Origin of the sequence: Planococcus sp. SE5232 (genome assembly GCF_050686535.1) — a bacterium.
GTDB lineage: Bacteria > Bacillota > Bacilli > Bacillales_A > Planococcaceae > Planococcus.
Genome location: NZ_JBOGCP010000001.1, coordinates 490,240 through 512,118, shown reverse-complemented (window position 1 = coordinate 512,118; position 21,879 = coordinate 490,240). Strand labels below are relative to the sequence as shown.

14 protein-coding genes are annotated in these 21,879 nt (G+C 44.1%); 2 read left to right on the top strand and 12 right to left on the bottom strand.

The window, feature by feature from the left end; translation table 11 throughout:
• Positions 1 to 2: 2 nt before the first annotated feature.
• Together ACRC6Q_RS02370 and ACRC6Q_RS02365 are read left to right on the top strand one after the other, a co-directional pair.
• Entirely contained in the window at positions 3 to 1,103 is a 1,101-nt protein-coding gene (locus ACRC6Q_RS02370) for a glycosyltransferase (protein ID WP_431465727.1), read from the top strand.
• A complete protein-coding gene (locus ACRC6Q_RS02365; RefSeq protein ID WP_223640813.1) occupies positions 1,100 to 2,590 on the top strand; it encodes a phytoene desaturase family protein in 1,491 nt (496 codons plus the stop codon). The genes ACRC6Q_RS02370 and ACRC6Q_RS02365 overlap by 4 nt, the downstream gene beginning before the upstream one ends.
• A gap of 188 nt (positions 2,591 to 2,778) precedes the next feature.
• On the opposite strand, the gene ACRC6Q_RS02360 is transcribed toward ACRC6Q_RS02365, so the two are convergent.
• The 12 genes from ACRC6Q_RS02360 to gltB form a co-directional block, all read right to left on the bottom strand.
• The gene (locus ACRC6Q_RS02360; protein ID WP_431465726.1) at positions 2,779 to 3,612 is read right to left on the bottom strand and encodes a phytoene/squalene synthase family protein; all 834 of its coding nucleotides are present in this window, start codon (positions 3,610 to 3,612) and stop codon (positions 2,779 to 2,781) included.
• On the bottom strand, positions 3,609 to 5,066 hold the full coding sequence (locus ACRC6Q_RS02355) for a phytoene desaturase family protein (protein WP_431465725.1): 1,458 nt from the start codon (positions 5,064 to 5,066) through the stop codon (positions 3,609 to 3,611). Before ACRC6Q_RS02355 ends, ACRC6Q_RS02360 begins: the two co-directional genes overlap by 4 nt.
• On the bottom strand, positions 5,063 to 6,589 hold the full coding sequence (locus tag ACRC6Q_RS02350; protein WP_431465724.1) for a phytoene desaturase family protein: 1,527 nt from the start codon (positions 6,587 to 6,589) through the stop codon (positions 5,063 to 5,065). The genes ACRC6Q_RS02355 and ACRC6Q_RS02350 overlap by 4 nt, the downstream gene beginning before the upstream one ends.
• A gap of 237 nt (positions 6,590 to 6,826) precedes the next feature.
• Positions 6,827 to 7,393, bottom strand: coding sequence for a 3D domain-containing protein (locus tag ACRC6Q_RS02345; RefSeq protein WP_223640824.1), 567 nt, complete (start codon positions 7,391 to 7,393; stop codon positions 6,827 to 6,829).
• 246 nt (positions 7,394 to 7,639) lie between these two features.
• Positions 7,640 to 9,085, bottom strand: a complete 1,446-nt coding sequence (locus tag ACRC6Q_RS02340; protein ID WP_431465723.1) for a DEAD/DEAH box helicase — start codon at positions 9,083 to 9,085, stop codon at positions 7,640 to 7,642.
• Positions 9,086 to 9,231: 146 nt separating this feature from the next.
• Positions 9,232 to 11,103: an alpha-E domain-containing protein gene (locus ACRC6Q_RS02335; protein ID WP_223640831.1), complete on the bottom strand. Its 1,872-nt coding sequence runs from the start codon at positions 11,101 to 11,103 to the stop codon at positions 9,232 to 9,234.
• On the bottom strand, positions 11,103 to 12,560 hold the full coding sequence (locus ACRC6Q_RS02330; RefSeq protein ID WP_223640834.1) for a circularly permuted type 2 ATP-grasp protein: 1,458 nt from the start codon (positions 12,558 to 12,560) through the stop codon (positions 11,103 to 11,105). Before ACRC6Q_RS02330 ends, ACRC6Q_RS02335 begins: the two co-directional genes overlap by 1 nt.
• A gap of 109 nt (positions 12,561 to 12,669) precedes the next feature.
• Positions 12,670 to 13,320, bottom strand: a complete 651-nt coding sequence (locus ACRC6Q_RS02325; RefSeq protein ID WP_431465722.1) for a hypothetical protein — start codon at positions 13,318 to 13,320, stop codon at positions 12,670 to 12,672.
• A 126-nt stretch (positions 13,321 to 13,446) separates the two neighbouring features.
• Positions 13,447 to 14,355 carry an HD domain-containing phosphohydrolase gene (locus tag ACRC6Q_RS02320; protein ID WP_223640852.1) on the bottom strand — a complete coding sequence of 303 codons (909 nt, stop codon included), beginning with the start codon at positions 14,353 to 14,355 and terminating at the stop codon, positions 13,447 to 13,449.
• An 89-nt stretch (positions 14,356 to 14,444) separates the two neighbouring features.
• Positions 14,445 to 14,906 carry a hypothetical protein gene (locus ACRC6Q_RS02315; protein WP_223640855.1) on the bottom strand — a complete coding sequence of 154 codons (462 nt, stop codon included), beginning with the start codon at positions 14,904 to 14,906 and terminating at the stop codon, positions 14,445 to 14,447.
• 374 nt (positions 14,907 to 15,280) lie between these two features.
• Positions 15,281 to 16,768 carry a glutamate synthase subunit beta gene (locus ACRC6Q_RS02310; protein ID WP_223640858.1) on the bottom strand — a complete coding sequence of 496 codons (1,488 nt, stop codon included), beginning with the start codon at positions 16,766 to 16,768 and terminating at the stop codon, positions 15,281 to 15,283.
• Between the two features lie 367 nt (positions 16,769 to 17,135).
• Positions 17,136 to 21,722: a glutamate synthase large subunit gene (gene gltB, locus ACRC6Q_RS02305; protein ID WP_431465721.1), complete on the bottom strand. Its 4,587-nt coding sequence runs from the start codon at positions 21,720 to 21,722 to the stop codon at positions 17,136 to 17,138.
• Positions 21,723 to 21,879 lie beyond the last annotated feature (157 nt).

The following is a 21,879-nucleotide window of genomic DNA, read 5'->3' as shown; positions in this document are numbered from 1 at the left end:
CGATGGCCATTTATATCGGAATGCATTTGTTTTTTCTGGCTTGGATCATCATCAACCGCATGTTTCTTCCTGCTTTGCCTAAACAACCCAGTCTTTTGGCTACCCCCCTCATGTCCGTTCTTGTTCCTATGCGAAATGAAGAACGTAATGTCGAAGTGCTGGTAAAATCATTAAAGAATTCTTCATATGGCCGCACGGAATTCATTATCTTAAATGATCAATCCACCGACGGCACACAGCAAGAGCTGGAACGGACGATTGATGGAGATACCCGTTTCACCATCCTGCAGGGCAAAGAATTGCCCGATGGCTGGGTTGGAAAAGTGCACGCCTGCCATCAGCTGCAGCAAGCCGCTTCTGGGGATGTTCTGCTGTTTGTCGATGCGGACGTCCGATTCAGGCCGAGAGCGATTGAACAGTCCTTGGCATTGATGCAGCAAAAGAAAGCTAACTTGCTGACCGGTTTTCCCGCTTTTGATGTATCGCCTTTTCTCAGCAAACTTCTCGTGCCGATGCTGCATTTCGTGATTTTATTTCATTTGCCGATTGCTTTGGCCAATTATACGAAATTCAAAGCGGCGACAGCAGCCAATGGCATGTGGATGATGTTTGAACGCACCAGCTACCAGGAAATTGGTGGACATGCAGCGGTCCATGATTCATTGGTCGAAGATGTCCATATTGCCCGGGAAATGAAATCGCAGGGCTTTAAAGTCATACTGGCGAATATCACCATGTCGGTAAAATGCCGGATGTATGACACCAACTCTGAAGTATGGGAAGGGTTCCTGAAAAACAGCTACACTGGAATCGGCCGTTCTCCTATACTTGCAGCGGGTCTCATCCTTTTCTATTCTGTCTTTTATGTGCTCCCGCCATTTATAGCCGTTTACGGCCTGTTCAGTGGGTTCTATTCATGGATCATCCCTTACGCACTGACAATGGTCCAGCGCTGGTATATCGATATGGTGACCAATCAACGCTGGTATCTTTCCTTTCTGATTCCTCTTCAGGCAGCAGCAATGCTTGCGGTATTGGTTCAATCCATGCGCAAATCCTTTAAAAAACAACCTTATTCATGGAAAGGAAGGCATTATTCATGAAAAAAATTGTCATAGTCGGCGGCGGATTAGGCGGACTGGCTTCCGCCGTAACGCTTGCCCATGCAGGATTTGAAGTGGAGCTCTTTGAGAAGAATGACCATCTTGGCGGCAAGCTGATGCCTGTGGAACTGGGAAGTTATCGCTTCGATTTCGGTCCAAATACCATTACGATGCCAGCTGTCTTCAATCGAGTGATTTCACAGACTGGCGAAGATCCACAGGAGTACCTGGATTTCATTCCTTTGAAAGTCCATACGCGCAATCATTTTCCGGACGGCCATGCTTTTGATTTTTCCAGCAATCAGGAAGAGATGGTCCATCAACTCCAAACGATCGACCCTGCAGCTGCGGGTAAATACCCAGCCTTCATAAAGGAAATCAGTCGTTTGTATAAATTGTCGGAACGCTTTTTTTTCCCGGTGACGTTCCAGTCCTGGCGCGATTACCTATCGCCGTCTCTCGGCTTCGCGCTTTTTCAGGTCCGTCCGGCTGAATCCATGCATCATTTTTTCCAGCGCTATTTTACAAATCCTTTTTTGGTGCAGGCATTCGATCGGTATGCCACATACATCGGCTCTTCTCCTTACCGGGCACCAGCTACTTTTTCCATGATCGCTTATTTGGAATTGGTTGAAGGCGTCTTTTATACAAAAGGCGGAAATACTGGAATTGCCCAAGCCTTTGCGGCTGTCGCAAGAAAATCCGGAGCGGCATTACATACCGGGACAGCTGTTACAAAAATCATCACAGATGGAGGACAGTCAAGCGGCGTGGAGCTTGAAGACGGAACACTGATTGCTGCTGACCTGGTCATTTTAAACGGTGACCTGCTATCAGCATTTCCGGCTTTGGTCAAAGAAGCGGAACGTCCATCTTTAAACGATGCTAAGATCGCTGCTTTTGAGCCCTCCATTTCGGCGTTTGTCATTACTGTCGGTTTAACCGAACGACTGGACCTTCTCAAGCACCACAACGTCTTTTTCTCGTCTGATTACCGTCAGGAGTTCAAGGATTTGTTTGACGCTTCCGTTTACAGTGATGAGCCGACAGTTTATATCAGCAATTCTTCCTATACGGATCCTTCGGTTTCACCGGACGGCGACAACCTGTTCATCCTGGTCAATGCACCTGCCTTAACCGTTGAGGGAACATTGCAAATTGAGCCAGAGGCTTATAAAGAGCGTATCTACGATTTCCTCTTTAGCTATGGAATTGATATCCGCAAGTACTTGGCCGAAGAAAAAATCTTCACGCCTGCTTTTATCCGTGAAAAGTTCGGTTCATTTCGCGGCTCCCTATACGGCCCTTCATCCAACCGGCCGAAAGACGCCTTTCTGCGCCCGGCCAATGCAAGCAAAGATATCCGCAATTTGTATTTCGTCGGCGGCAGCACCCATCCAGGCGGCGGGTCGCCGATGGTTGTATTGAGCGGCTTGAACGTAGCCAATAACATTATTGCGAAATCGAAAAAGACACCTTCATCATGATGATGAGGGTGTCTTTTTCGATTATAGTAGGAGGCGCGGCTAGACAGCTGCCTTCTCTTTTCTTATTGTCCAGACTCCAGCGCCCAGCTCTTTGGGTCATAAGCCAGATTAGCTATGCGGCAAAGAACGCCACTTCGCTAATCTGTCTTATGCCCGGCAGAGCTATACGGGCGCTTCCGCTTTTCGTACTACAAACAAGCCAAAATCGCTTGTTTTGATTCTTCTGGTACGTAATGCTTTTCGCGGAAGACGTTGTATTGCTTCGAGCGGATGGTTGTCAGGATTTCACGGTATACAAGTGCGGCTCCTTTGACCGGGACTCTTGAAGAAAGCGGATAGTCCTGTATGGTTTCAAATGCTTTCTTATAATGGAATTCGGCTTTTTCCGCCAGTTCTTCCCACACGGCAATAAATTGAGGGCTGACTATTCCAGAACGCAGCTCATCTTCACACAACTCATATTTCCCCATGATTTCTTCCGGCAAATAAATCCGGCCCATTTCCAGGTCTTCACCAATATCGCGAAGAATGTTGGTGATCTGCATTGCATAGCCGAGTGAAACGGCGCCTTCTTTCAGAACCCCTGTTTTTCCCGGTGCCAAAATCGGCAACAACATCAAGCCGACGGTGCTCGCTACATGGTAGCTGTAGTTCAACAGTTCTTCCATGGTCCGATAGCGGTTGATGGTCAGATCCATTTCCTGTCCCGTGATCAATCCCCAAAATGCCTCGACATCCATTTCATAGTTTTCAAATACATGTGCCAAGGCCACCCACATCGGATTTTCGAAATCGTAGTTTCCGTTCAAAAATTCGTTGAAGTCCACTTTAAACTGTGCAAGTTCTTCTTTGGAGTTGAGTCCTTCATCCACAATATCATCCACTGTCCGGCAAAATGTATAAACAGCCCAAACAGCTTTGCGTTTTTCCTTAGGCAATAAGGAAAATGCTTTGTAAAAGCTTTTCGAATGCGTAGCGATGACTTTTTCACAGGAGGTATAAGCATCTTTCAAATTCATCATGCACTGCCCCTTTCCTTTGCAAAATCGCCTTGGATTTGCTCTGCCAGCAGCTTTGCACCTTGCATGACAATTGGAATGCCTCCTCCAGGATGAACAGAAGCACCAACCGCATACAAGCGATCTGTTTTGTATGGTTTGACTTGGGGACGGAAAACACCTGACTGGAATAAGGTTGGACCGATTCCGAAACTGCCTCCTTTAAACAAGCCGAAAGCTTCTGCTTGTGCAGGCGTCCGGACTTCCATCCATTCGACCGCTTTCCGGAAATCCGGAAAAGCCAATTCTTCCATTCGATCAATGATTCTGTCGATCCATGCTGTATCGCTCGCCCAATCGATGTCTGTTCCTGAAGGCACGGGCACCAGTACATACATAACACCTTTGCCTTCAGGAGCCAGTGAATCATCTATCTTCGACGGATGAAAAGTGTAGATTGCCGGATTTTCAGTCTTCTTTTTCTTCCTAAATACATCATCCATATGGTCTTCATAGCTATCGCCAATGAAAAATTGATGGACATTTCCTTCTTCATATACCTTGTTTAACCCGAAATACAGTAGCACACACCCTGAAGAAGCTGTATAGCTCTTTTTCTTCTGTTCCGGCAATACTTTTTCAATGCCGGGGAAATCGCCATTGTAGACAATCGCCTCGAATGCTTCAAAGCCTTCTTTTGTTTCAATCCCTTTAGCTTTGCCGTTTTCTGTGACAATTCGCTGTACTGCAGTGTTTGTTTTGATGGTCAAGTTATCGCGTGACCGCAATGTTTTTTCCAAGGTTGGAATCAGACTGCCATAACCGCCTTTTAAATAATATACCCCATGTTCGTGTTCACTAAAAGGAACAAGCGAATACATCGCCGGGGCACGGAAAGGATCTCCACCGATATACAGGGACTGCAGAGAATAAGCTAATTGCAGCCGTTCATCCCGAAAATAATTCGATGTGAGTTTTTTAACAGATTGCTGGGGCTTCAGCTTAAGCAGTTTTTTTATATTTGCAGCTGTAAAAAAATCGGCTTTATTGACAAATGAATGCTCTAAGAATGAGGACTTGCCGATTTCAAAACGCTTGCGCCCTTCTGAAATATACCGTAGAAACCCTTCTTTTTCAGCTGGAAAGACGTTTTCAATCTCTTCCAGTTGACGATTGATATCGGGATATTTTGTGTAGACTGTCCCATCTGAAAAACGGATGGAATAAAGTGGATCGCATAATAATAATTCGATTTCTTCAGCCGGAATCCCTGCCTGCTGAAGCAAATCCTGAAACATTTCAGGCAATAGGACAATCGTAGGGCCCTGGTCCACTTTAAAGCCGTCTCGCTCCACGAACGTTAACCGGCCGCCAAGCTTTTCTTCTTTTTCAAAAATAGTGACGTCAAAGCCCATATTGTTTAAATACAAAGCACCCATCATACCGCCGACACCACCGCCGACCATTGCGATTTTCATACAAATCCCTCCAATGCCGGAAGAGGCAAGATCGGGATGCCTTTTTTGCCATGCTGCTCAAGGATGCCGTTCGCCGTAATGCGGGCAGATTCCAAAATAGTCGGCAATCCGCTTCCGGGATGTGTGCCTCCGCCGACCAACCAGCAATTCCCCAACTCTTCAAATTTATTGTGCGGACGGAATACCATCATCTGTGTTAATTGATGGCCAAGATTGAATGTCGCTCCCTGGTATACCGAATAATCTTCCTGCCAGCCCATCGGTGTCAGCATTTTCTCAACTTCGATATGATCACGCAGATTCTTGAATTGCGTCTTTTCTTCAATAATATCTAGCACCAATTCACGGAAAGCATCCTGCTCTTTTTCCCAGCCGATGTCACTGAAGTTATTGGGTACAGGGGCTAAAATATATAGCGCTGATTTCCCTTCAGGCGCTAATGTCGGATCGGTCACACTGGCATTCTGTACATAAATGGAAGGATCTGCAGAAAGGATGCGCGATTTTGTCATCTCTTCAACATTTTTCTTATAATCCTTCGCAAATACGATGGTGTGATGAGAAAGGTCGTACTTTTTATCAAGACCTAAGTACAGCATGAATGTGGAACAAGAATATTTTTTCTTCGCCAGTTTCTCCGGCGAGTATTTTTTCAGGATTCCCGGTTCGACCAGATTATTCATGGCATGTGCAAAATCACCGTTGATGATCACCTCGTCCGCTGCCTCACGTCGGCCATTTTCAAGGTCTACCCCTTTCACTTTGCGGTTTTCAATCCATAATTTTTTAACACCTGTACGGGTATGGATTTTGCTGCCCAGTTCTTCCACTACTTTTGCCATCGCTTGCGAAAGTTGGTTGACTCCGCCGATCGGGTGGTAGATGCCGTAAGCGTGTTCCATATAGGAAAGAATCGAAAAAGCACCGGGGCATTCCCATGGCGACATGCCCAAATATTTAGATTGGAAAGCAAAAGCCATTTTCAAGCGCTCATCCTTAAAATAGCGGGATAAAACATCATATAATGTTTTATTCACTTCGAGTTCCGGCAAAGCTTTCAAGACCTTTGGATGAACCATCCCAAAATAACTGTCCATTTTCGTTTGCAGAATCGGCGATAAAGCTTCCAGTTTCTTTCCGGTCTCTTTCATAAAGCGTTCGTATCCGTCGCCGTCGCCTTTGAAGTTTTCATTGATCTGCTTTTTCATTTCCTGGTTATTGCGCGTCATCACCAGGTTCTGATCTTCAAAAATCAATTCATACATAGGATCCAGTTCAACCGCATTCATATAATCTTTTAAATTGCGGCCGGTCGCTTCAAACAGTTCTTCCACTAAATGCAGCATGCTTAAAAAGGTTGGGCCTGTATCAAACGTGAAGTCCCCAAGACGCAACTCTGCGTTTCTTCCCCCTATCCATGCCTGCTTCTCATAGACATCCACCTGGTATCCTTTACTGGCCAATAACATAGCTGCAGCTAAACCACCAGGCCCGGCTCCGATCACAATCATTTTCTCCGACATAACAGATGCCTCCATTTCAAATTACCCTAAATAACTCTACATTTATTATACAAACATTATACCGCCTAGCTTTTAAAAAGACTATTTATTTGAATTTACCCTCTTTCCCTATTTTTACTTTATTCATCAAGCATTTATTTTGATCTGGAGGTAACCAGTGATATGCGTAAGAATAATCTACTGATTTTATAGCATTCCATAAAAAAATCCGGCTCATGTTTATGAGCCGGATTTTGCTTATTTCAATATTTTTATTTTTACGTTTTTGCGTCCCCACTTAAGTGCATTGCTTTGAGTGGGAATAAAGACATCAATTTTGTTGCCTTTAATGGCACCGCCTGTATCGCCTGCGACTGCATAGCCATAACCTTCAACATGGACTTTTGTCCCCAATGGAATTACTTTTGGATCTACCGCGATGACTTTAAGCCCCGGATTTTTCTTTAGGTTAAGCCCTGTTCTGGTAATGCCGGAACACCCTTTGCAATACGCCGTGTAGGCAGTTGCACTTACTGTAAATTCTTTAGCTACCGATCCGCTTGTTGAACGGGAAGGCGTCGTTTTTTTGGAAACTGGTTTTGCTGAAGATTTCTTCAATTGAAGTTTTTGTTTCGGATAAATGGTGTCGGATTTTAATCCGTTCCAAATTTTCAAATTGCTGACTGAAACTTTTTGCGTTTTTGAAATCTTATATAATGTGTCCCCGCTTTTTACTGTGTATGTATTTGATGCGGCTGAACTTTCAATCGAAGTGCCTAGGAATAAAATCAGTGCAAAACTTAAGACTGCCAATAGTTTTTTCAATCTGCTATCCCCTTTGCTTTTTGTAAGTACAACTAAAATAGCACGGGAATATTACAGACACGTAACAATAAAGGGCATGTTTCATTACAATACGGCTTCATTGTGTGACATAAGTATTGAACAGACTCTTATTTGAACCTAAATAATGGCACTTAAAAAGACTTTTATACTATTCCAAATGATACAGCCCTCTTTTATTTCTGGGAAATATAAAAGCACGAGCTCTATTCAGCTCGTGCTCCCTGTTTATTTATTGGCTTTATGCACTTTTAATGTTTTTCCTTTTATCGTCTTATCTTTCATGGCTTTCAGCACCATTGGTCCTTTGCCATTTAAAATATCGATATAAGTTACCGTATCCTGGATCTTGATGATCCCGATGTCTTCAGCAGTTACACCTGGAATACTTGTGAGTGTTCCGACGAAATCAAAGGCACGCAGCTTCTTTTTCTTGCCGCCATTAAAGTACAGTTTAAGGATATCTTTATTGACTTGCTCATTTTTATTTTTCTTCAGCTTCGGACGGCTTTCCAGTTTTTCTGTAAATGCCTGCATCGCTTCATCCACTTCACTAGGTGAAGGAGCTGTTCTGCGCGGAATCTCAAATCCGATATAATCTTCGATTTCAGCCAGGAATTTATCTTCGTTTGGTGTAACGAATGAAATCGCTCTTCCTGTTTTTCCAGCGCGGCCTGTACGGCCTGCACGATGGACATAGCTTTCTTTTTCCATTGGCAGGTCATAATTAATGACATGCGTAATACTGTCGATGTCAATTCCACGGGCAGCGACGTCGGTCGCCACCAAATAACGGAATTCACCGCGTTTAAAATCGTTCATGACTGCAGTACGGTCTTCCTGCAGCATGCCGCCATGCAATTTATCACAGGTGTAATAATGCTTTTCCAATTGCTCCATGACAAAATCGACATTGTCTTTGGTCCGACAAAAAATAATGCAGCTATCCGGATTTTCGACGATGGTTACGTCACGCAATAAGGAGAACTTTTTCTGTTCCGCTACAACAAACAGCGAATGATCAATGTTGGCTGTCAGGTTCTCCGCAGAAGCAATTTCTATATGCTGGGGATCGATCATGTATTTTTTCTGAAGCTTTTCTACGTTTTCAGTCAAAGTTGCTGAAAACAACATCGTAGTGCGCTGCTTCGGCAATTTGTTGATGATTGCTTCCACTTGCTCTACAAATCCCATATTCAACATTTCATCCGCTTCATCCAGAACCAGGTACTCGATCCGTTCCAAATTCAGTGTTCCGCGTTCGATATGATCAAGCACTCGGCCTGGCGTACCCACCACAACGTGGCATTTTTGCTTGAGTTCAGCCTGCTGGTAGGCAAATGGCTGTTTGCCATAAACTGCCGCTGCTTTAATGCGTTTGAAGCGCCCGATATTCGTCAAATCCTCTTTTACCTGGTCTGCTAATTCACGGGTCGGCGTCAAAATCAAAGCTTGGGGTTTATTTTCTTCCCAATCAACCAGTTCACAGATTGGAATACCGAATGCTGCAGTCTTCCCGCTGCCTGTTTGGGACTTTACTGTTATGTCAGTCTTTGAAAATGCGACAGGAAGAACTTTTCTCTGTACTTCTGTCGGCTCTGTATAGCCAAGCCCCTCAAGGGCCTTTACGATTGGTTCACTTATGCCGTATTCTTTAAATTGTTTAGTATTCATATTCGCTCTCCATCTCCGTTCAAAAATTTCAGGTTCTTCTATTATCGCACGGATTAGAAAATTCTGCCGTTAAACGATTATTAAGATTTATCCCCTTTCAACGGCTATTGCAGATTGAAGATGCCCTTTCGTAAGCCACACCTATTTTATTGATCCATCAAGCTCACCGAAACTTTAACATCCAATGACTGGCTGCCCCCACGGTAAACGCCCTGAACCGGGCTGACATCATTATAATCCCGTCCAACTCCGACACGGATATGGTTTTCCAATGCTTCTACGTTATTTGTCGGATCCAAGCCGACCCATCCAATGCCTGGCACCATCACTTCCACCCAAGCATGGCTTGCTGCGTCTCCGACCAGCGCAGAGTTTTCACCCACATACAGGTAGCCGCTGACGTAACGGGCAGGTATATGCTTGCTGCGCAGGATGCCAAGCATAACATGCGTAATATCCTGACAAACACCTTTTCTAAGCTCAAAGGATTCTTCCGCCTTCGTAGTGACAGTCGTCGATTCCCCATCATAGGTGAAATGCTGGTGAATGTATTCCATCACATCAATTGCGTATTGGACTGGATTCTTCATTATTCCCAGTTCCCGGTCAATTTGGCTCATTTGTTCAATCGTTAAATACGTATAAGCCGTATTACTTAAAAATGCCAGATAATGTTCACCGAATAATTGCGAATGAAAAATGGCGCTCATTTCTGGTGAATAATCAATCCGGTGAATAAATGGACTTTTTTGAATGCTGACAATTGAAGTCGTCTTCACTTCCAGATGCTGATGATGTTCTGCAATAAAAAAGGTTTCCACGTGGTTCCCCCAAATATCGATATGCTCTTTAGTTAAGGAAGCCGGTGTAATTTCTGCCCGATACGATAAGAGGCGCTGGCATTCATCGGTTCTCGGTTTTAAGCGAATCGAGTTCATGCTTTGATCCACAATGGTTTCGTACTCAAAAATGTTCGTATGTTCAACTTTATATTTCATAGATGTTATTCCTTTCGTGCCCATGCTCTGTGATTGGCTGGACTTCATCGGTTTTGTCTCGGAGTCGCTTAAATAATAGGTTTTCGAAAAAATCTGTCCGACTTCATTGCAGCCGTTCTGAAATTCATTCAGAAAATCCATAATTTCGTCTGAATCAAGCTCATCAATATTGATCTCTTCAAACTCTTCCTGCAGTTGGTCCAACTTTGCATAAAGCTCCCAGGAATAATGAGAAATTTTTCCGCCTTCCAGCTCATCGATAGCTCTGCGGACGTGAGTCAGGCAGTAGCGGATCGACCGCGGGAAATCCGTATTGGCAATCAGGAAAGTCAGGACTTTCTTTGGGTTCATCTGAGGAGGATTCATTTTCAAATAGGCATTATAGCCGTTGGTCATCCGTAAAGCAGCCAGCCAATAATAATAATCTTCGGATTGCGCTTCGAGCACCCGCTCTCTTGTCCGCTCACAAACCACGTTTAAAATACGCGCTGTTTTCTCCGCACGCTCCAACCATTTGGCGATTTTAATGATTTGATAAGCTACCCCCCGCGACATGGAAGATTCTACAATGCCCTGAGTGGTCAGAGAGGTCAGTTTGACCTGCTCAAGAAATTCACGCATTTCTTTGACTGTGCAGTGTTGCTGATCCATTTCCTTTAAAGCCAAGTAACAACCGTTCCAGGCTTCCCAGTAATCATCGGGAATATGGTCTCTGCTGATTCTCGCATTTTCGCGAACGACTTTTACACAGCTCGCAACGGAATTGAAATTGGTTTCTTCCATTGCCAGATAATGGACCAGCTGATCTTCCTGGTAACTGGGCATCGATTTGATCTGCTCCATTGTTTCCGTCGAAGCACAAATTTCATAAATCAGCTTCCAATCACTGTCCCGAATCAGCTCTTCATCAGCGGCTTCAATCATCTGCAATAATTGCACATCCAGTATACGGGCGTTATTCTCCGCCCTTTCAACATTTCTCGACATCCAATACAAAGAATTCGCTACACGGCTAAGCATCAGGCGTCCCCCTCTTCTTCTCTTTTCTTGAACACCCATGTATCCTTCCCTCCGCCACCCTGCGAAGAGTTTACAACGAGTGAGCCCTCTTTTAAGGCAACCCGCGAAAGTCCGCCTGGCATTACATGCGTATCAACTCCCCGGACCACAAAAACCCTTAAATCGACATGGCAGGGATAAAACTCTTCTCCCTGGTATGCAGGAGCCCTCGATAATTTGATGGTCGGCTGCGCAATGTACTGGTGAGGGGCTTCAATGATTTTTTCGCGGAATTTTTCAATGAGCTCTTCCGACGCATGTGGTCCAACCAGCATATCGTAACCACCCGAAGCACCGACATTTTTGACTACTAATTCATTCAAATGATCCAATACCCACTCCCGCTCTTCCGGCTTATCCAATAGATAAGTTTTGACATTATCGATTATGGGTTCTTCATCCAGGTAGTAGCGGATCATATCCGGGACATAGGCATAGATGGCTTTATCGTCTGCCACGCCATTACCGATGCCATTAAGAATAGCTACATTGCCTTTCCTATAGGCCAGCAACAATCCGGGAACACCCAATGCTGAGTCGGCCAGAAACGCTTCAGGATCCAAATAATCATCATCAATCCGACGGTAGATGATATCCACACGCTTCAAGCCTCTGATCGACTTCATATAGACGATATTCTTTTTGACGATCAGATCCCTGCCTTCCACCAAGTCAATCCCCATCTGCTGCGCTAAAAATACATGGTCGTAGTAGGCAGAGTTGTACATCCCCGGTGTCAATAAAACAGCAAAAGGCTTTTCTTTTCTCGATTCCGGTGCATGATCCAATATGGCTTGATGCAGATGGGAAAGCTGGTGCTCGAGGGTATGAACCGATTGACTGGCGAAAAACTCGGGGTAAACCTGGCGCATGACATATCGATTTTGATATACGTAGGACAAGCCGGATGGATTGCGCAAATTATCTTCCAGCACATGATATTTGCCATTCTCATCCCGGATCAGGTCAATTCCAGCTAAAAAGATGTGATTTTTCAGTGGGATATCAATCCCTTTCACCTGTTCTTCGTAATAGTATGGGTTCTCTTCGACTAACCGCCTTGGAACAATGCCATCCTGCAGAATACGTTTTTCATTGTATACATCTTCCAAAAATCGATTGAGCGCTTCCGCTCGCTGGATCATTCCTTTTTCAACAATTTCCCATTCTTCCGATGGAATGATGATTGGAACAAAATCAAAAGGCATCGTTCTTTCTGTGCCGACATTATTGTTATATACAGTGAACGTGATACCTTGCCTTAGAAAAGATAATTGAGCTGTCTCATGCTTTTCTCTCAGCTCTTCTTCCGAAAACCGCTGAAGTACATCGAAGAATTTTCGGTAATGTGATTTCGGTTTTCCTTGCGGTGTAAACATTTCGTCAAAAAATGCCCCTGTTGAATATGTTTTAAACAAACGAACAACCCCCTCAATGCATAGAATATTCAGACAAAAAAGAATTAAGAAAAAAGCTATGCCGTTTCTAGAAACGAACATAGCTTATCCTAGTTCTATTATACCAAACTTACTTTTTGAATGTTGAATCATTTGAGGATGAGCTATCTTTTTTTGAAGAGTCATCCGATAGATCCTTTTTCAGGGAATCTGTATATTCGGTACTTCCCCCGTATGGTTTGTTGGCTTCGGAAGAAGAACTTCCGTAAGTGTTTGTTTTACCATATGTTGAATCATCCTTTTTCGATGAATCGTCTGATACATCTTTTTTCAAGGACTCTGTATATTCGGTGCTTCCCCCATAAATTCCGCCCGTTGGCTTGTCAGTATTAGGAGAAACATTGCCTGTAGAACTTGTTTTGGACTTATCGGTTGAACTGCTGTCTTTATCTGCATTTCCGCCCACATCATCCTGAAGCGTCTTATTGGCTTTATCCAAAGCGTCTTTCTCTTTGTTCATCATATCCTGTTGCGCATCTATTGCTGTTTTTACTTTTTCAACCGCTTTGTTGACCGTTGGCTTCACTTTATCAACCATACCGCCGGATTGCTCATTCAAACGATCGAGCCCTTTTTTGATGTTATTCTTCATATCTGCTTTGCTGGTTTGAGAAGTTCCGCCTGTTTCAGTTTTCTGCTGCGTCATTGCTGCACCGATTAATGCACCAAGACCGATCAATACAAGTTTACCGAACATGCCACCTGATGAATTTCTGGCCATTTGAATCTCTCCTCTTCGTTTTTGTATAGTCACTGTGTATAAAGTATTGACTAAATTGCATGTTTTTAAACATTTTGAGCAAAATAAAAGACACCTCGAACTGTCTTGGGTGTCTGGGTTCAGCATCTATGAACTTAGTCTTCCTTCTTCTTTTAAAACCTGTTCGAAAGCCTTCACAACTTCCTCATCGTATTGAATTCCGATCAGACTGTTAATCTCAGCCATCGCATATTCCGCAGTAAAGGCTGACCGATAAGCTCTGTCTTCAGTCATCGCATCGAAAGTGTCACATACGCCGATAATTTTTGCTTCCACTAAAATCTGGTCACCTTTTAACCCGAACGGGTAACCTCTTCCGTTGACGCGCTCATGATGCTGCTCGACAATATCTGCAATATCTGCGTAAGGTGTATCACGGATCATGGCAGCCCCATCCCCAGGATGTTTTTTGACCATCTCAAATTCTTCATTTGTTAATTTACTTGGCTTTTTGAGAACTTCTTCCGGAATATTGATTTTGCCAATGTCGTGAAGGATTGACGCTAGCAACAAATTTTCCATTTGTTCTTTTCTCAAGTTCATTTTAGAAGCGGTCTTTACCGCATAATTGGATACACGTGCACTGTGGTTAAAGGTGTACCGATCTTTTTTTTCAACAGCTTCTCCAATACTTCTTAACTTACTTACTATATTACTTAAATAATGAAAAACAGGGACAGTGGAAATAGATAAAAAAGTCAGGTCAGCCAAAGTTTTAAATTGTACTGTACCTTCAAGGTTTTTGGCAGAAATAAAGTCATCTGGCCCAAGCTTTATTGTATCTCCATTTATATTAGCCTCAATTTCACCACTCAAAATATAAAAAAATTCTTGAGCATTTTTATCTTGACTAGGAAATAGCACAAATATACTGTCTTTCAATATCGTCTGTTTCATTAATTCAATACCGTTTCCGCGTCCCAAAAGACTCAGCGTCGTTGCACCATTATTCACTTTTTCAAGATAACCATCTGCTAATATGTCCAAGCCTTTCACAGATACACTTCCTCTATTGAAAATATGAGAGTATAGAAAACTCTCTATACTCTCATATTACTCTATTTATTATTTTTTTGACACCTTCATTACCAGCCAACCACTAGAATTGGATCAATTGCCTCGGTACGATCAGCAAACTTAACGTCTACAAAATACATTTCCACTACTAATCCAGCTTTTTCAGCCTTTTCAATTCCTTTGAGTGTCATTTTTTCAGTTTTCACTTTCAGCTGACTAATTAACTCATCGGACTTCTTTTCATAGTTCGCAGTTAATTTAGCTTGTTTTGCTGAATCTTGGTGCTTGATTAGCTCTTCGTTGTACTTGTCGTGCATCTTTTCATATTTCACAACTGCCTTTTCAATTTCATTGAAAATTTTCGCATTTGTTTCTTCTACCTCAATTAATGCCTTAGCAATTTCTGGTGTAACTTCTTCTGCATTATAGTATTTTATAGGTTGGAAATCTTCTGCTGCAAATGCACTTGTACCCAATACCATTGCCATGATCAACGAAAATAATACAGCAACTAAACTCTTTTTAAACATATTTATTCCTCCTATTTCATTTGTTATTAGCAGCGCATGAAATTCCAATCTTTTATGAGTGAACGTGAATAACATGTCACTATAAATTGACTTAAAATACCATCTCTCGCCTTCTATAGTATATACTTTATAGGCATTTCGCACAACCTGTTATTGCACTATTTAGATAAAAGACACAGTCTTTACATTGTCGAAATCTTTCGGAAGCGCTTTGTAAGCAAATAGACATTATTAAAGCTTCACTTGTCCATACTAATGTTTTCGAGAACTTCATATGCAATGATTTATAACTTCTCACTATAAAAAAGTAGCAGTTGAACTCACTGATGAGTTCAACTGCTACTTTCTTTCAAAATATTCATTTTGTGCACTTACTATGGCAATACAGTGGTTCCCATAAGGAACCGATCGCATTCACGCGCGGCTTCACGGCCTTCGTTAATGGCCCAAACGATCAGGCTTTGGCCACGGCGGACATCTCCTGCCGCAAACACGCCTTCTACATTGGTAGTGTATTTTCCGTATTCTGCTTTTACCGTTGAATTCGTTTCAGTCTCTACTTCCAGCTGCTGAATCAAGTCCTGTTCAGGTCCGCTGAAACCGATGGCAATCAAGACCAAATCCGCTTTCCATACTTTTTCTGTACCTGGAATTTCTTCGCGGATCCGATTGCCTTTTTCATCTATCTTCAACTTCACATTTACGGTATGAACTTCTTTGACTTGTCCCTCTTCGTTGCCGACGAATTTCTTTGTCATGACTGCATAAGCTCTTGGGTCTTCGCCAAAAGTTGCAGCCGCTTCTTTATGGCCATATTCAATACGGTGAACTTTCGGATACTGGGGCCATGGATTGCCCTTTTCATCGCGAATCGCACCTTTTTTATCATAGACATCAAACTGTACAAGACTTTCGCAATCATGGCGAACAGAAGTCGCTAAACAGTCTGTTCCCGTATCTCCGCCTCCAATGACGATGACGTTCTTGCCTTTAGCCGAAATGAAGTTGCCGTCTTCGAAGTTTGAATCCAACAGACTTTTCGTGCTGGCATGCAGAAAGTCCATCGCAAAATGAACACCTTCTAAATCACGGCCTTCTACATCAATATTGCGGTGAACGGTTGCACCTGTGCACATGACAACCGCATCGAAGTCTTCCTTTAATTTCGAAGAAGGATAATTTTTCCCTACTTCTACACTCGTAATGAAAGTGATGCCTTCTTGTTCAAGTAAATTTACGCGTCTCGTCACCATATCGTATGACAATTTCATCTCTGGAATCCCGTATGTCAGCAATCCACCTACGCGGTCGCTTTTTTCAAATACCGTCACCAGATGTCCTGCTTTATTTAATTGAGCCGCTGCAGCAAGTCCGGCCGGACCGGAACCAATTACCGCAACTTTTTTTCCGGTACGCGTTTTAGGTGGTTCGGGTACAACCCAACCCTCCGCAAACCCACGCTCAATAATGGAACGTTCCACTGTGCGGATGGCTACAGGCGGTTCATTGATGCCTAATACACATGCTCCTTCACAAGGTGCCGGACAAGCCGTCCCTGTAAATTCTGGAAAGTTATTCTTAAGGTGCTCGCGGTGCAACGCCTCTTTCCATTGTCCGCGATAAACAAGATCATTCCATTCTGGGATGAGATGGTTTACAGGGCAACCGGTCGTTACATTGTCCAGTTCCATTCCGGTATGGCAAGTCGGCACTCCACAATCCATACAGCGCGCGCCTTGTTTTGCCACTTCTTCATTCGACAAAGGGATTGTATAGTCATTCCAATCTTTTGTCCGTTCAGCCGGTTGGCGCTCTTTGACTGTTTGTCTGCCATATTCCATAAATCCTGTTGGTTTCCCCATTGTTTCCCTCCTACTCACGATTTCTCATGTTGAAATCTACAGGTTTCTCTATTTTCACGAGAACCTGGATTTTTTATTTGATTGTGATTTCAGTTCTGCTTTTGGGTGCTTCGCTTTTCTTTTGTCTAGACTCCAGCGCCTAGCTCTTCGGGATGTAAGCCGATCTGGCTGTGCGGCTGAAAACATGCCACTTCGCCAGCTCATCTTACACCTGTCAGAGCTGAACAGGCACTTTCGCTTTTCTTTTGTCTAGACTCCAGTGCCTAGCTCTTCGGGATGTAAGCCGATCTGGCTGTGCGGCTGAAAACATGCCACTTCGCCAGCTCATCTTACACCTGTCAGAGCTGAACAGGCACTTTCGCTTTTCCTATTTCGCGGCGTTAGCCATTTTGCTTTCTTCAAAAGCAGCCATTTCCGCTTCGGATTTCGCCATGCCGCTGCTTTGCAATTTGTTGATTCGTTCATTGATTTGCAGGTAGGCTTTTGGAATGACGCGTACAAACTTAGAAGTATAAATGTCCCAATGCGCCAGTAGACGGGTTCCTTTGGCGCTGCTTGTATAATGAACATGTTTTTGAATCATTTCACGCAGTTCTTCGATTTCTGCTGGATCGGCAAGCGGCTGCAGATGAACCATTTCTGCATTGCAGCGTTCACTGAACGTACCTTCTTCATCAAGTACGTACGCTACTCCACCAGACATACCGGCCGCAAAGTTTTTGCCGGTTTGTCCCAGAATCGCTACCCGTCCACCTGTCATATACTCACAGCCATGATCACCAACGCCTTCAACGACAATTTTTGCTCCGCTGTTTCTGACTGCAAAACGTTCCCCAGCGACGCCATAGATATAAGCTTCACCGGCAGATGCACCGTAGAACGAGACATTCCCAATGATGATGTTGTTTTCCGGAAGGAAAGTTGAATCCAATGCTGGATAAACCGTAATTTTACCGCCTGACAAACCTTTTCCGACGAAATCGTTGGCATCACCGATCAGGTTCATCGACATTCCTTTTGGAATGAATGCCCCAAAACTTTGTCCGGCAGACCCTTGGAAGTTCAAGTTGACCGTATCTTCAGGCAAGCCTTCTGCGCCATAGCGTTTCGAAATGGCACTGCCGACAATTGTTCCTGCCGCTCTATGGATATTGCGGATCGCTGTCGCCACTTCTACGCGCTCGCCAGTTTCAATGGCTTTTCGGCAACGCGGCAATAGCTCCTGATAATCCAGCGTTTTTTCCAACTCATGATTTTGTTTGATGGTTGCATAGCGTCCTACTTTTTCAGGAAGATCCGGCTGATACAACAAGGCACTCAAATCGATGCCGCCAGCTTTCCAGTGATCCACTGCCTGATTGGCTTCGATAACATCAGTACGGCCGATCATTTCATCAATTGTACGGAAGCCAAGTTCCGCCATCAGCTCACGTGTTTCACGTGCGATAAAGCGCATGAAATTCGCTACGTGTTCCGGGTCTCCGCCGTATTTCTCACGAAGCTCCGGATTTTGCGTCGCAATGCCGACAGGACAAGTGTCCAAATGGCAGACGCGCATCATCACACAGCCAAGTACGACGAGAGGGGCGGTTGAAAAACCGAATTCTTCTGCGCCTAAGAGAGCCGCTGTCACTACATCGCGGCCAGTCATCATCTTGCCGTCTGTTTCCACAACGATCCGGTCGCGCAGACCATTCAATAGAAGAGTCTGGTGCGTTTCAGCCAAACCGATTTCCCATGGCAGGCCTGTATGTTTCAAACTTGTTTTCGGCGCCGCTCCTGTTCCGCCATCGTAGCCGCTGATCAATACGACATCTGCACGGCCTTTCGCTACACCGGCTGCTATCGTTCCAACACCTACTGCCGATACCAATTTTACGCTTATGCGTGCATCTGGATTTGCGTTTTTCAAGTTGAATATCAATTCAGCTAAATCTTCTATCGAATAGATATCGTGATGCGGAGGCGGTGAAATCAATTCAACACCTGGAGTAGAACCGCGTACTTCTGCAATCCACGGATACACTTTCTTGCCTGGCAAGTGTCCGCCTTCTCCCGGCTTCGCTCCCTGGGCAACTTTGATTTGAATTTCGTCGGCGTTTACAAGGTAATGGCTGGTTACGCCAAAGCGTCCGGATGCCACCTGTTTGATGGCGCTGCGGCGATTGTCGCCATTTTTATCAGGGATAAAACGGGAAACTTCTTCTCCGCCTTCTCCTGAATTGCTTCTGCCGCCGATACGGTTCATTGCGACAGCGAGTGCTTCGTGTGCTTCTTTACTGATGGAACCATAAGACATGGCGCCTGTTTTAAAGCGCGCACAAATCTCCTCGATGGTTTCCACTTCTTCAATCGGCACCGGCGTTTGTTTCTTAAAGGACATCAAGCCGCGCAATGATTGAAGGTTGGCTTTCTCATCAGTCAAAAGATTCGTATATTTCTTGAAGACATCGTAATTATTGGTCCGGCACGCATGTTGCAGCGTATGGATCGTTTTCGGATTGTATTGGTGATTTTCTCCATTTTCACGGTATTGGAATTCGTCGCCCGACTCCAATGCCTGATCGTCTCCTTGAGCAACCGGATAAGCTGCTGCATGTCTTAGGAGAACTTCTTTGGCAATGATATCGAGGCCGATTCCGCCAAGGCGTGAAGAAGTACGCGTAAAGTATTTGTCGATGACATCCATATGGATACCGACAGCTTCAAATATTTGTGCTCCACGGTAGCTCTGTATGGTAGAGATACCCATTTTGGACAGAACTTTGATGATGCCGTCTGTAACGGCTTGTACGTATGTCTGTTCTGCTTCTTCGAAAGTCATATTCGGAATATCTTCTATTTCTATTAGGTTCTCAATCGTATCAAAAGCCAAGTAAGGGTTGATGCCCTCTGCTCCATAGCCGAGAAGTGCCGCAAAATGATGGACTTCACGTGGTTCTGCAGATTCCAGCAAAATACTCATTTGTGTACGGGTTCCTTTACGGATCAGGTGATGATGCAAACCTGAAACAGCCAGAAGCGCAGGAATTGCTGCAAATTCTTCGTTTACGCCGCGGTCAGACAAAATAAGCAATGTGGCGCCTTCTCGAAGCGCTTGATCCGCTTCTTCAAAGATCGTGTCCAATCTTTGCTCCATGGCTTTCGCTCCAGCATTCTTGTCGAACAGAATCGAAATCGTGGCAGATTTGAAATCAGGGATATCCTGCTGACGCAATTTCTCAAGTTCCGCATCCGTTAAAACTGGTGTTTCCAATCGAATGTGGCGGGCACTTTCAGGAGTCGGCTGAACCAGATTCCCTTCCGCACCGATCGTAGTGCGTGCTGCAGTAATAATGTGTTCACGAATCGCATCAATTGGCGGATTAGTGACTTGGGCGAACAATTGCTTAAAGTAATTATAAAGAAGCTGTGGTTTTTTCGATAAAACAGCTAATGGGGAATCATAACCCATTGAACCGACAGGATCTTTACCGTCGGTTGCCAACGGCTTGATGATTTTTTGGACTTCTTCCATTGTATAACCGAAAGCCAGCTGACGTTTGATCAAAGGTTGCGCATTGTCAGAGTTCGAAGGCTTCACTGGTTCTGGCAGATCATCCAAATCGAACATATTTTTTTCAATGAAATCTTTATAAGGCAATTCTCCTGCAATTTGAAGTTTGATTTCTTCATCAGGAATAATTTTGCCTTCCTCTAAATCGACCAACAGCATTTTACCTGGGCGCAGACGATCTTTATAGATGATGTCATCCGCAAAAATATCCAATGCGCCGACTTCTGAACCCATGACGATCATGCCGCTCTTTGTCACATAATACCGTGCCGGGCGAAGGCCGTTGCGGTCAAGACAAGCCGCAATCTGTTTACCGTCAGTGAAGACGAGTGCAGCCGGCCCATCCCAAGGTTCCATTAATGTGCTGTGATACTCGTAGAAATCACGTTTTTCCTGTTTGATGGTTGGATCATTGACCCAAGGTTCCGGCACCATCATCATCGCTGTATGCGCCAGAGACCTTCCAGACAAATGCAAAAATTCAAAGCAGTTGTCGAACATGGACGAATCACTGCCGGTTTCATCGATGACAGGCAAAACTTTATGAAGCTCCTGTTCAGTGAATGCAGGAGATGCACAAAGCATCTGACGGGCACGCATCCAATTGACATTTCCTCTTAAGGTATTAAATTCACCATTGTGGATTGAATAACGGTTAGGGTGTGAACGCTGCCAGCTTGGGAAGGTATTCGTACTAAAACGAGAGTGGACGAGAGCCAAGGCCGATTTAAATTCGGGATGGTTGAGGTCAATATAAAACGAGTCCAGCTGTTCCGGGATCAGCATGCCTTTATAGACGATGGTCCCTGCTGAAAGACTGCTGAAGTATACATCTTTAAACTCTTCTTTTCCGACCATGGCTTGTTCGATCCGCTTGCGGATAATATATAACCGGCGTTCAAGATCAATCCGGTTTTCCAATCCGTGCGCAGCACCGATAAATACTTGTCGGATAACAGGCTTAGTTTTTGAAGCGACTTTACCAACGAATGAATCGTTCACTGGAACTGGACGCCATCCAAGACAAATTTGTCCTTCTTCCTGAACGATCTGATGGATCATTTCTTTTGTCTTCATTCGCAGGTCATAATCCTGTGGCATGAAGAGCATACCGATTCCATACTTTCCTTCTTCAGGCAATGTAATGCCTTCTTTCTCACATTGCTTCAAGAAGAAACGATGGGGAATCTGAGTTAAAATTCCAGCGCCGTCGCCTGTGCTTGTATCGGATGATTGACCGCCGCGATGTTCCAGGTTACACAATATATTTATGGCATTTTGAACGATTGCATGTGACTTTTCCCCATTAATATTGGCGATCATCCCTATCCCGCACGCTTCGTGCTCTTGATCTGGATGATACAGCCCTTGTGGGATTGGATACTCTTTCTTGCTCATCAAACCGCCTCCTTCATTACACTCATGTGTCATAATGTTTTGATAGTATATCATAAGTCTGAATATATATACAATTCCCCCAAGTAAAAAAATAGAATTTCTGCGACTAAAACCCCATGATTCCGTTGAAAACGCTTCCATTTTATCCGATTGAAAT

Coding starts and splice junctions, on each gene's coding strand:
- ACRC6Q_RS02350 (WP_431465724.1), bottom strand. CDS start 6,589: ATGTCGGAGAAAATGATTGTGATCGGAGCCGGGCCTGGTGGTTTAGCT.
- ACRC6Q_RS02340 (WP_431465723.1), bottom strand. CDS start 9,085: ATGAATACTAAACAATTTAAAGAATACGGCATAAGTGAACCAATCGTA.
- ACRC6Q_RS02325 (WP_431465722.1), bottom strand. CDS start 13,320: ATGGCCAGAAATTCATCAGGTGGCATGTTCGGTAAACTTGTATTGATC.
- gltB (WP_431465721.1), bottom strand. CDS start 21,722: ATGAGCAAGAAAGAGTATCCAATCCCACAAGGGCTGTATCATCCAGAT.
- ACRC6Q_RS02360 (WP_431465726.1), bottom strand. CDS start 3,612: ATGATGAATTTGAAAGATGCTTATACCTCCTGTGAAAAAGTCATCGCT.
- ACRC6Q_RS02335 (WP_223640831.1), bottom strand. CDS start 11,103: ATGCTTAGCCGTGTAGCGAATTCTTTGTATTGGATGTCGAGAAATGTT.
- ACRC6Q_RS02365 (WP_223640813.1), top strand. CDS start 1,100: ATGAAAAAAATTGTCATAGTCGGCGGCGGATTAGGCGGACTGGCTTCC.
- ACRC6Q_RS02315 (WP_223640855.1), bottom strand. CDS start 14,906: ATGTTTAAAAAGAGTTTAGTTGCTGTATTATTTTCGTTGATCATGGCA.
- ACRC6Q_RS02370 (WP_431465727.1), top strand. CDS start 3: ATGGCCATTTATATCGGAATGCATTTGTTTTTTCTGGCTTGGATCATC.
- ACRC6Q_RS02355 (WP_431465725.1), bottom strand. CDS start 5,066: ATGAAAATCGCAATGGTCGGCGGTGGTGTCGGCGGTATGATGGGTGCT.
- ACRC6Q_RS02310 (WP_223640858.1), bottom strand. CDS start 16,768: ATGGGGAAACCAACAGGATTTATGGAATATGGCAGACAAACAGTCAAA.